The 9,792-nt window shown below is 66.8% G+C and carries 7 protein-coding genes and 1 tRNA gene; 1 reads left to right on the forward strand and 7 read right to left on the reverse strand.

Annotated features, from left to right (window positions below):
* Nucleotides 1–114 precede the first annotated feature (114 nt).
* The 7 genes from polA to ACWDU1_RS23295 all read right to left on the reverse strand — a co-directional run bounded on the left by polA (nt 115) and on the right by ACWDU1_RS23295 (nt 9,336).
* Nucleotides 115–2,859 carry a DNA polymerase I gene (gene polA, locus ACWDU1_RS23265; RefSeq protein WP_450001488.1) on the reverse strand — a complete coding sequence of 915 codons (2,745 nt, stop codon included), beginning with the start codon at nt 2,857–2,859 and terminating at the stop codon, nt 115–117.
* A gap of 87 nt (nt 2,860–2,946) precedes the next feature.
* Nucleotides 2,947–3,720: an ABC transporter ATP-binding protein gene (locus ACWDU1_RS23270; RefSeq protein ID WP_450001490.1), complete on the reverse strand. Its 774-nt coding sequence runs from the start codon at nt 3,718–3,720 to the stop codon at nt 2,947–2,949.
* Complete coding sequence (locus ACWDU1_RS23275; RefSeq protein WP_450001497.1) at nt 3,717–4,712, reverse strand: ABC transporter ATP-binding protein; 996 nt, start codon at nt 4,710–4,712, stop codon at nt 3,717–3,719. Before ACWDU1_RS23275 ends, ACWDU1_RS23270 begins: the two co-directional genes overlap by 4 nt.
* Nucleotides 4,713–4,753: 41 nt before the next feature.
* Nucleotides 4,754–6,154, reverse strand: coding sequence for a branched-chain amino acid ABC transporter permease (locus ACWDU1_RS23280; RefSeq protein ID WP_450001491.1), 1,401 nt, complete (start codon nt 6,152–6,154; stop codon nt 4,754–4,756).
* Nucleotides 6,151–7,188, reverse strand: coding sequence for a branched-chain amino acid ABC transporter permease (locus ACWDU1_RS23285; RefSeq protein ID WP_450001493.1), 1,038 nt, complete (start codon nt 7,186–7,188; stop codon nt 6,151–6,153). The genes ACWDU1_RS23280 and ACWDU1_RS23285 overlap by 4 nt, the downstream gene beginning before the upstream one ends.
* A gap of 93 nt (nt 7,189–7,281) precedes the next feature.
* A complete protein-coding gene (locus tag ACWDU1_RS23290; RefSeq protein WP_450001499.1) occupies nt 7,282–8,469 on the reverse strand; it encodes a branched-chain amino acid ABC transporter substrate-binding protein in 1,188 nt (395 codons plus the stop codon).
* Between the two features lie 270 nt (nt 8,470–8,739).
* Nucleotides 8,740–9,336, reverse strand: coding sequence for an ANTAR domain-containing response regulator (locus ACWDU1_RS23295; RefSeq protein ID WP_450001495.1), 597 nt, complete (start codon nt 9,334–9,336; stop codon nt 8,740–8,742).
* A 221-nt stretch (nt 9,337–9,557) separates the two neighbouring features.
* On the opposite strand from ACWDU1_RS23295, the gene ACWDU1_RS23300 reads away from it, so the two are divergent.
* Nucleotides 9,558–9,641 (forward strand) — tRNA-Leu (locus ACWDU1_RS23300).
* Nucleotides 9,642–9,792 lie beyond the last annotated feature (151 nt).

A 9,792-nucleotide genomic window follows, 5' to 3' on the forward strand; every position in this document is an offset into this window, starting at 1 on the left:
CTTCGCGAAGGGGGCACATCCGAATTCACCTTCGCGGAGAGGTCACCTCTCAACTCACCCTCCGCGAAGCGTCTGATCCGAACTTCACCTTCCCGGCGGAGCCGCTCCAATATTTCAGTGTGCCGCCGCGTCCCAGCTGCGACCCACGCCGACCGAAACGCTCAGCGGCACCGAGAGTTCGATGGCCGAGGACATCTTGTCGAGTACGAGCGCGCGGAGCGGTTCCTCTTCCCCGGGGGCGACGTCGAAGACGAGTTCGTCGTGGATCTGGAGCAGCATGCGGGAGCGCAGACCGGAGTCGGCTAGGGCGCGGTGCACGTTGATCATGGCGACTTTGATGATGTCGGCGGCGGTGCCCTGGATGGGGGCGTTGAGGGCCATGCGTTCGGCGGCTTCGCGGCGCTGGCGGTTGCTGTGGTCGAGGTCGGGCAGGTAGCGGCGGCGGCCGAAGAGGGTTTGGGTGTAGCCGACCTTGCGGGCCTGTTCGACCACGGCCTGCAGGTAGTCGCGGATGCCGCCGAAGCGGGAGAAGTAGATGTCCATCTGCTCCTTCGCCTCCTGGGTGCTGATCTTCAGCTGGGCGGAGAGTCCGTAGGAGCTGAGTCCGTAGGCCAGGCCGTAGGACATGGCCTTGATACGGCGGCGCAGTTCCGGGGACACCTCGCCGATGGGGATGTCGAAGGCTTTGGAGGCGACGAAGCTGTGCAGGTCCTCGCCCGAGTTGAAGGCCTCGATCAGGCCTTCGTCGCCGGAGAGGTGGGCCATGATGCGCATTTCGATCTGGCTGTAGTCGGCGGTCATCAGCGATTCGTAGCCCTCGCCGACGACGAAGGTGTCGCGGATCATCCGGCCGGTATCGGTGCGGATGGGGATGTTCTGCAGGTTGGGTTCGGTGGAGGACAGGCGGCCGGTGGCGGCGATGGTCTGGTTGAAGGTGGTGTGGATGCGGCCGTCGTCGGCGACCGCTTTGAGCAGGCCGTCGACGGTGACCTTCAAGCGGGTGGCGTCGCGGTGGGCGAGCAGATGCTGCAGGAACGGGTGCTCGGTTTTCTCGTAGAGCGATTCCAGGGCGTCGGCATCGGTGGTGTAGCCGGTTTTGGTGCGTTTGGTCTTCGGCATATCGAGTTCGTCGAACAGCACCACCTGCAGCTGTTTGGGCGAGCCGAGGTTGATCTGTTTGCCGATGACCCCGTACGCGGCGTCGGCGGCCTCGGTGACCTTGTCGGCGAATTGCCGCTGCAGTTCGCCGAGGCGGCCGGTATCGACGCCGATGCCGGCGTCCTCGAGTTCGGCGAGCACGCCGAGCAGCGGCAGTTCCATCTCGTCGAGCAGCGGCGTGGATTCGATCTTCGCGAGTTCGATGTCGAGGGCGTCGGCCAGATCGGCGACGGCGCGGGCGCGCAGCATCTCGTTCTGGGCGAGTTCGGCGTCGACGGAGTCCTCGGCGTCCAGCAGAGACAACTGGGGGGTGGCGTCGGTGTCGTTGCGGAGTTCGCGGTGCAGGTAGCGCAGGGAGAGGTCGTCGAGGTTGAAGCTGCGCTGCCCGGGCCGGACCAGGTACGCCGCGAGCGCGGTATCGCTGGTGAGTCCGGCGAGGGTCCAGCCGCGACCGCGCAGGGCATGGACGGCGCTCTTGGCCTCGTGCAGGGCCTTGTATCGGGTGGGGTCGGCCAGCCAGGCACCGAGCGCGGCCTCGTCCTCGGCGGTGAGGGTGGTGACGTCGATATAGCCGGATTCCCCGTCGGCGCCGGCGATGGCGAGAGCCCGGACGTCACCGGCGGCGGGGGTGCCGTTTCCGGACAGGGACAGCCCGTGCCGGGATTCCGCTTTCGCGTGTTCGGCGAGCCAGTCGGCGACGCTTCCGGGTTCCAGTGTGCTGCCGCTGATCTCGAAACCGACTTCGGCCTCGGTGGTCGGGGGTGCCAGCGTTTCGAAGAGGCGGTCGCGCAGTACCCGGAATTCCAGGTCGTCGAACAGCTGATGGATCCGTTCCCGGTTCCACGCCCCCTGGGCCAGCTGGTCCGGCGTGTACGGCAGGGGTACGTCGCGGACCATTTCGGTGAGCTGACGGTTGAGCACGACACTGCTGAGATTCGCGCGCAGCGCGGCGCCGACCTTGCCGCGCACCTCGTCGACCTTGTCGACCAGAGTGTTCAGGTCGCCGTATTCGCGGATCCATTTCGCGGCGGTTTTCTCCCCCACGCCCGGGATGCCGGGCAGGTTGTCGCTGGGGTCACCGCGCAGCGCCGCGTAGTCCGGATACTGGGTGGGGCTGAGCCCGTATTTGCCCACGACCTCCTCGGGCGTGAAGCGGGTGAGATCGGAGACGCCCTTCTTCGGGTAGAGAACGGTGACGTCGTCGTTGACCAGCTGGATGGCGTCGCGATCTCCGGTGACGATGAAAACCCGGAAACCCTGCGGTACGGCCTGGGTGGTGAGGGTGGCGATGATGTCGTCGGCCTCGTAGCCCTCGATCGCCATCACCGGTACGCCGAGCGCGCCCAGCACCTCTTTGGTGAGTTCGACCTGGCCGCGGAACTCATCCGGTGTCTTCGACCGGTTCGCCTTGTATTCGGGATAGGCGTCCACCCGGAATGTCTGCCGGGAGACATCGAACGCCGCCGCGATATGCGTGGGCTTCTCGTCGCGCAGCAGGTTGATGAGCATGGCGGTGAACCCGTACACGGCGTTGGTGGTCTGGCCGGTGACCGTCTGGAAGTTCTCCGCCGGCAGCGCGTAGAACGCCCGGTAGGCCAGGGAGTGCCCGTCCAGTAGCAGCAGCGTGGGCCGCTCCCCCGAGGATCCGGAGGCGTCGGCGGAGGCGGGGGCGGTCGGCTGCGCGGTGGTCGGTGGGGTCACACCCCGAGAGTCTAGGGACTCCCCCCGACAACCGGGCAGGCCGTCGGGTCGGGCGGGCACGCGGCGCCCCGCGGCCCGCCCGGTCGCTCAGCCGACGCCGAGATACGCGGCCTGGACCGCCGGATCGTCGAGCAGATCCCGGCCGGGGCCGGTCTTGGTGATCTCGCCGGTCTCCATGATGTAGCCCCGGTCGCTGCGTGCCAGCGCCTGCCGGGCGTTCTGTTCGACCAGCAGCACCGTCGTACCCGTGGCGTTGATCTCGGCGATGATCCGGAAGATCTGCTGGATGACCATCGGCGCCAGGCCCATGGACGGTTCGTCGAGCAGCAGCAGCCGGGGCCGGGCCATCAGCGCGCGGCCGATGGCCAGCATCTGCTGTTCACCGCCGGACAGGGTGCCACCGACCTGTTTCTGCCGCTCCCGCAGCCGCGGGAAGAGTTCGAATACCCGCTCCAGGGCCGTTTCGTGATCCGCCTTTTTCTTGAACGGCCGCGCGTAACAGCCCATATCGAGGTTCTCGCGCACGGTCATGCCGGGGAACACGCCACGACCCTCGGGGGCCTGGACCAGCCCCGCCAGGACCCGTTCGTGTGCCTTCAACCGGCTGATATCGCGGCCCTCGAACAGGATCCGTCCCTCGCTCAGCGGCAGCAGCCCGGACAGCGCGCGCATGGTGGTGGTCTTCCCGGCGCCGTTGGCGCCGAGCAGGGTCACCAGTTCACCCTCGGCGACGCGCAGCGAGATACCGTGCAGCGCCTGGATTCTGCCGTAGCGCACGACGATGTCGTCGACCTCGAGCAGCGCCGCACCGCCGGCTTTCCCGACGCCGCTCGTCTCGCTGCCGGTACCCGCCGTGCTCATCGACGCTCCTCCGCTCCGCCGGCTTCCCCGGCCTGTTCCGCGCGTATCGCGGCCGTGGACGCCGAAACGTCCGCGTCGGTCAGTTCGTCGTCGGGCACACCCAGATACGCCGCGATCACGGCCGGATCGGTGCGTATCTCGGCGGGCAGCCCGTCGGCGATCTTGCGGCCGAACTCCAGCACCACGATGCGATCGGTGACGCCCATCACCAGCCGCATATCGTGCTCGATCAACAGCACGGTGAACCCGTCGTCGCGGATCTTGCGGATCAGATCCATGAGCGCGGACTTCTCACTCGGATTGAAGCCGGCGGCCGGTTCGTCCAGGCACAACAGTTTCGGCTCGGTCGCCAGAGCCCGCGCGATCTCCAGCCGGCGCTGATCGCCGTAGGAGAGATTGCGCGCCTTCTCGACCGCGCGCGGCGCGATACCCACGAATTCCAGCAGCGCCATCCCGCGTTCGACGGCGTCGCGTTCCTCCCGGCGGTGCCGCGCCGTCCGCAGGATTGCCCCCGCCACCGAGGTGCGGTGACGGGCATCGGTACCCACGACGACGTTCTCCAGGGCGGTCATCTCCCCGAACAACCGGACATTCTGGAAGGTCCGGGCGATACCGAGCCGGGTGATCGCGTTCCGTTTGGTCTTGGTCAGTGGTTTGCCGTCGAAGTACACCGTGCCCGCGGCCGGCCGGTACACACCGGTGATGGCGTTGAAGCAGGTGGTCTTCCCGGCACCGTTGGGTCCGATGAGGCCCAGGATCTCGCCACGCCGGATCTCGAAACTCACCGAATCCAGCGCGGTGAGCCCGCCGAACCGCACGGTGAGATCCTCCGTGCTCAACAGCGGCGCGCCCACTTCGGTGCGGATCTCCCGGTGCGCGGCGACCACTTCCGCGACGGCCTCGGCATCACCGAGCGCGGGGTCGACGGCGGTGACGTCCACGACCCCCGCCGATTTCGGCGCGGGCTCGGCCGCGGCGTACCCCGCGGCCATATCCTCGTTGTCGAACAGGGCGTCGCCCGAATGGGGTCCGGTCACGAGGCCGCCTCCGCGCTCGCGCCGCCCACCGGGCGGCGGACGGCCCGTACGATCTGCCGGCCGTAGGCGAGCAGTTTCTGCCGGACCGGGAACAGGCCCTGGGGTCGCAGGATCATCATCACCACCAGTGCGATACCGAAATACAGATACTTCAGGTCACCGAGACTCTTCGCGCCACCGGCGTAGGTCATGAGCACACTGCTCAACAGCAGCACCGCGTACACCGCCGCCAGCACCGAGACCGCGAGATAGACCCAGCGCGGCAGCCCGGTCAGGTTCCGCGCCCACAGCCGCCAGCCCACCAGCAGGGCCACGAACAGCACCGCCACGATCGCCAGCTGGACATATCCGGTGGTGCCGTCGTCGGCGATCTCCACCGACATCAACCGGTTCGGCAGATACACCACCAGGAACGCGCCGACGATCACCCCGAGCTTGTTGCCCGAGCCGCCGATCACCACCGCGCAGACGAACAGCATCGAGTTGATGATGTTGAATCCGGTCGGATTGATGAACTGCACCTGACCGGCGAACAGGGCGCCCGACAGGCCGCCGATTCCCGCGCCGATCATGAACGCCCACAGTTTGAACTTGAAGGTTGGTACGCCCATGATCTCGGCGGCGTCCTCGTCCTCCCGGATGGCCACCCACGCCCGGCCCACCCGGCTGCGTTCCAGATTGCCGACCAGCAGCAGTACCGCGACCACCGCGATCATCCCGACCCAGTACCACCAGGTCCCGGAGTTGGCCCGTTCCAGCAGATCGGAACTGCCCGGATCACCGACGTTCCCGGCGGAGAACACACCGTTGGGATGGGTCTCGGATTCGCCCACCCGCGGATAGGCGATACCCGACAGGCCCAGGCTCCCATTGGTCAGCTCGCCGAGATTATCGGCCAGCAGCCGCACGATCTCGCCGAATCCGAGGGTCACGATGGCCAGATAGTCACCGCGTAACCGCAGGGTCGGTGAACCCAGGATCAATCCGGCGACCGCGGTCACCAGAATCGCCAGCGGTACGCAGGCCAACCAGGCCCAATCGGAGTTCAGCCAGCCGCCGTCGGTCTGATTCCACGGGCTGTTCGGGCTCGTGAGCAGGCCGACGGTATAGGCGCCCACCGCGTAGAAGCCGACATATCCGAGGTCCAGTAGCCCGGCCTGCCCGACCACGACATTGAGACCGATGGCGATCAGCGCGTACATGGCGAACTGGGCCATCACCCCGCCGAAACTGGTGCCCGGGGTGTCCAGCAACGGTGGCGGGTACAGCGGCAGCAGGGCCAGCAGGAGCAGCGCCGGCACCCCCACCGCCCATTGCGCGGGCCGGCTCAGCCCGGCCCACCAGGCGCGGATCTCGTCGCCGAGGCCCCGGCGGGTTCCGGTTTTCGCTGTGCTCATGTGCGGGCCCTCCCGAGACTCTCACCGAGGATTCCGGTCGGCCGGAAGAACAGCACCAGCACCAGCACCACGAACGCCACCACATCCCGCCATTCGGTCCCGAAGAACATCTGCCCGTAGCTCTCGACGACTCCGAGTACCAGCCCGCCCAGCAGCGCGCCGCGCAAATTCCCGATACCGCCGAGGACAGCGGCGCAGAACGCCTTGATCCCGAGGACGAAACCGCCGGAATAGATGATGCCGTTGGGAATCTTCAACACGAACAGCATCGCCGCCGCACCGGCCAGCAGGCCGCCGATCAGGAAGGTCAGCATGATGATCCGCTCCCGCGACACCCCCATCAGGGTCGCGGTATCGGGATCCTGGGCCACCGCGCGGATACCCAGCCCGAATCGGGTGCGGTTGACCAGCACATCGGCCAGCACCGCCAGCGCGACCGCCGACACCACGATCACCAGGGTCACGTTGGTGACCTCGGCGCCGAAGAGGGTGAACTGCACCGACGGCTCGACCAGCATGATCGGCTGCTGCGCGTTGGTGCCGCCCAGATCCGGCCACAGTTTCGGCAGGATGAAGTGCACGAACTCCTGTAGTACGAACGACATTCCGATCGCGGTGATCAGGAAGGTCAGCGGTCTGGCGCCGCGGCGGCGCAGCGGCCGATAGGCCACCCGTTCGAGACCGACCGCGGTCGCGCCCGAGACCGCCATCCCGAAGACCATGGCCAGCGCCAGATAGGTGATCGTGAGAACGACGCCCTCGCTGTACACATTGCCGCTCGGTGCGAACCCCAGCAGCATCAGCCCCACGTACTGCCCGAACATACCGACCATGAACACTTCGGAATGCGCGAAGTTGATCAACCGCAGCACCCCGTACACCAGGGTGTAGCCCACGGCCACCAGCGCGTAGATCGCCCCGTAGGACAGGCCGTCGACCGTCAGTCTCCAGAACTGATCGATCACGCCCTCGTAGTTGAAATCGATCGATCCCTGCGCCCAGACGGCCACCTCGACCGGCATGGATGCTGTCATTCGTAATCCGCCCTCATCATCATCGGACCACACCCGAGCAGCGAGCGGTACGCGCCCCGGCGGTGCCCGGTGCGCGTACCGTTCGCGAACTCGCTATCCGACCTCGTAGATCCAGATCAGCGCGGACGACAGTTCGCCGTCGGCGTTCCACTGGTAGTGCCGCGCCAGCCCGTCACCGCTGTAGCCGCGCACGAACTCCAGCAGCTCGGGCCGGGTCAGCTTCCCGTCGTCGATACCGGTCACGAGGATTGTCGCCAGGTCGTAGGCCTCGACGGAGTACACGCCGGGAGCCTGCTTGTTCAGTTCCTCGTAGGCGGTCGCGAACTCGTCCGGAGCCGGGCCGCAGGGGCAGGACAGCACCGCGCCCTCCGAGGACCCACCGGCCTGTGAGACGAACTGCGGATCATTGGTGCCGTCGGCGGAGACGAAGGTGGCGTCCACACCGCCCGACCGCAGCTGCTGCACCAGCGGCGCGGCCTCGGCGTAGTAGCCGGAATAGAAGATCGCGTCCGGCTGCGCACCCGAGATCTTGGTGACCGTGGCGGAGAAGTCCTTGTCACCCTTCTTGATGCTCGCCGAGCACGCCGGATCGGCGGCCGCGCCCAGCCCCTCGGTGATACTGGCGGCCAGGCCGACACCGTAATCGGTGTTGTCCTGGATCACGCACACCTTCTTGTACCCGGCGGTCCCGACCAGGTACTTCGCCACCGACGGACCCTGCACGTCATCGTTGGCCAGACCGCGGAAGAAGGACTTCCAGCCGTTCTTGGTCAGAGTGGCGTTGGTAGCCGAGGAACTCACCGATACGAGTCCCGCGTCGCTGAGGATCTGCCCGGTGGCCTTGGTCTCGCCGGAGAACGCCGGCCCCACCAGCCCGATCACCGACGGATCGTTGACGATCTGCGGGATCACCTGGCTGGCCTTCTGCGGATCGCCCTCGGTGTCGAATTCCTTCAGTTTGATCTGGCAGCCCGGATTGGCCTTGTTGTGCTGGTCCAGCGCCAGCTTCACGCCGTTGACGATATTGATGCCCAGGGCCGCGTCCGGGCCGGTCAGCGCGCCGGCCATAGCGATGGACGTGGTGGGCGGGCAGGTCGCGGAACCGTCACCGGCCGGATCGGCCGCGGCGGCGGTATCGGCGGCCGGGACCTCCTTGCCCGCGGCGTCGACCTGCATCAACGGCTTGATGGACAGGCCACCGGTATCGGCCGCACCCGAATCACCCGCGGTCTTCTCGCTACAACCGGTCAGAACCAGCGCCGCTGCCGCGGTGACACCCATCAGCGCACGCGCCGTGCGACCGCGACGCGACACCCCCGACAGCCAAATCGAACCAAGCACGATCTTCCCCTATGTTCCTCATCAATACCCCGGACGGCCGAGGGAGCCGGCCACGCCGACTCGTGAGAAACATAACCGCGCCATGTTGATCCCGCGTCACATTCGGATCATCGGGATGATGTCGCCGCAAATTGTTTTCCGGCCTGTGTTTCGGAGAAGTAAAAACACCACCGGCCGGGGTGACAGGGACGAACAGGCCGACTATGGGGGCTACTGCGGGGCGAGGTTCTCCAGCACGACCTCGGCCACGGCCTTCATCGTGGTGCGGCGATCCATGGCGGTGCGCTGAATCCATTTGAAGGCCTGCGGCTCGGTCAGCCCCTGGGTCTGCATCAGCACACCCTTGGCCCGCTCCACCAGCTTGCGGGTCTCCAACCGCTCCGACAGCCCCGCCACCTCGCTCTCCAGCGCGGTGATCTCGTGGAACCGGCTCGCCGCCAGCTCGATGGCAGGCACCAGATCCGATTTGGTGAACGGTTTCACCAAATACGCCATCGCACCGGCATCGCGGGCCCGCTCCACCAGATCCCGCTGACTGAAAGCGGTCAGGATCACCACCGGCGCAACCCGTTTCGATGCGATCTCCGCGGCGGCATCGATACCGTCGCGGCGCGGCATCTTCACATCCATGATCACCAGATCCGGCCGGTGCTCCACCGCGAGGTCCACCGCCTGCTGGCCGTCGCCCGCCTCCCCCACGACGCGATACCCCTCTTCGGTCAGCATCTCGACCAGATCCATCCGGATCAACGCCTCGTCCTCGGCGACAACCACACGTTTCGCCGCGGCGTCCGCACTAGTGCTCATAAACGACCCCTCTGGTTCCGATGCCTCGTCCCGATACCACGGACGGCGGATCCGGCCGATCCACGGCCGTCGATCCGCCGTCACGCGATCGGGTGCTGTAAAGACTACCTTTCACCCCCGCCGGCAGTGCCCGTACCCTGCGCAAAGTGGCCATCACGGGGCTCAGGGACCCCGTCATTCGGTAAACCGGGCACCGAGGGGATATCATGTGCACCCGGTGCGCCGAGTTGGCGGAACTGGCAGACGCGACGGTCTCAAAAACCGTTGTCCGGAAGGACGTGTGGGTTCGAGTCCCACACTCGGCACTGGAATTTTGGCGCGGCTTCGCCGCGCGGGGTTCGGCCCCCGGAGCGTCTGTTGTCAGCGCTCGAGACTCGCGGCTGCGCCGCCTCGCTTCGAGCGCTGACAGCAGACAGATAGGAAGAGCCTCGTGGAGGGAAAGAGTTTGTTATATGT

This window comes from Nocardia sp. NPDC003345 (assembly GCF_053589395.1).